General features: G+C 55.1%; 2 protein-coding genes. One reads left to right on the forward strand and one right to left on the reverse strand.

What is annotated here, in order from left to right:
* Positions 1-25: 25 nt before the first annotated feature.
* Positions 26-715 (reverse strand): HisA/HisF-related TIM barrel protein, encoded by a 690-nt coding sequence (locus BP822_RS12560; RefSeq protein ID WP_013719793.1) that lies wholly within the window; start codon positions 713-715, stop codon positions 26-28.
* Between the two features lie 26 nt (positions 716-741).
* Here BP822_RS12560 and BP822_RS12565 point away from each other — a divergent pair, with 26 nt between their 5' ends.
* Positions 742-1,446 (forward strand): (5-formylfuran-3-yl)methyl phosphate synthase, encoded by a 705-nt coding sequence (locus BP822_RS12565; protein WP_013719792.1) that lies wholly within the window; start codon positions 742-744, stop codon positions 1,444-1,446.
* Positions 1,447-1,479 lie beyond the last annotated feature (33 nt).

A 1,479-nucleotide genomic window follows, 5' to 3' on the forward strand; every position in this document is an offset into this window, starting at 1 on the left:
TTAGGGCGGGGAGCAGTCACTTCTTTCACTGTATCCTTTTCCGAGGAATCATTCCATTATGAACCGCCGTGGCCACCAAAGCCCCGGAAAAGCCGACCTTTTCCAGAGCCTCCAGATCCATCTCATCCTTTACCCCACCCCCCAGGATCAGAGGATGGCGGCTTCGAGCCCTGGCTTTCTCTAAAAACTCCCCATCCAGACCGGCACAGGTCCCTATCCGATCTAGCTCCATGATTATCACTCCCTCCAGGTCGATATGATTCAGCTCCTCCAGAACCTCCAGAGGGCTACGATCCGCCATGGCCTTATCCCTTGACAGGACCCTGCGCTTCGACATATCCAGGCTGGCTATCGTCCTCCTTTGGCCTGAGACCTCCTCTATCAGGGAGATGGAGGCCGTCTCCGTCCCCAGAACCGGGATAACGGATGGAGGAAGGAGATCCAGATCGCTTGATCTAGAGGCGCCAGTGTCCGCCATTGTCTTTGCCCGCTTGGATATCTCCTGGATCAGCTCCATATTATTTCCCCGGCCCATGATCATATCCAGGTCTGCTACATATACCTGAACCGGCCGAAGCTCATCCATAATCAGCAGGGGGTCGGAGGATTCTATTACCTGGCTGAATTCAGCAACAGGCTTATAGCGGCTGCGCTCTCCCCGCAGGGCATGAACAACAGCACCATTAAGTATATCGAAGACGAAGATGCATTTCACATTTGCCCAATCGGGATTGAGAGAATATGAGATTATTGGTCAGCCCCATGAACATGGAAGAGGCGCATGCTGCACTGGCGGGCGGCGCTGATATTTTGGATGTGAAGAACCCCAAAGAGGGATCCCTAGGTGCGAACTTCCCCTGGGTCATACGCTCGGTAGCAGACCTGGCAAGAGGCAAGGTGCCGGTAAGTGCGACCATCGGCGACATGGAGTTCAAGCCGGGAACAGCGAGCCTGGCAGCTTTGGGCGCAGCGTCCTCAGGCGCGGATTACGTCAAAGCGGGCCTATTGGGAGTGAAAACATGTGATCAGGCAGAGGAGATGCTCAAAGCCATCGTACGAGCGGTAAAAGACCTCGATCCAAAGAAGAAGGTGGTGGCTTCAGGCTACTCTGACTACCTTCGTGTTGGAAGCATATCTCCCATGCTCCTGCCCGCAGCCGCCTCTGAGGCAGGGGCAGATGTGGTGATGGTGGACACCGCCATAAAGGATGGAAAGCCGACATTCGACTTCATGGGCGAGAAGGACTTGGCGGATTTCATTGAGCTTGGCCATAGCAATGATCTGGAGGTTGCCCTGGCTGGCAGCATCGGATTTCCTCATCTGGAAACGCTCTTGCGCCTGCAGCCGGACATCATCGGCGTGCGGGGCATCGTCTGCGGGGGAGACCGCAGGAGTGCGGTGAAAGAAGAACTGGTGGTGAAGGTCAAGAGCGCTCTTGAGAGATGAACTCATCCTGATCAATTTCGGGATGATGCACAT

Source organism: Methanosaeta sp. UBA458 (assembly GCF_002496085.1).
GTDB classification, from domain to species: domain Archaea; phylum Halobacteriota; class Methanosarcinia; order Methanotrichales; family Methanotrichaceae; genus Methanothrix; species Methanothrix soehngenii.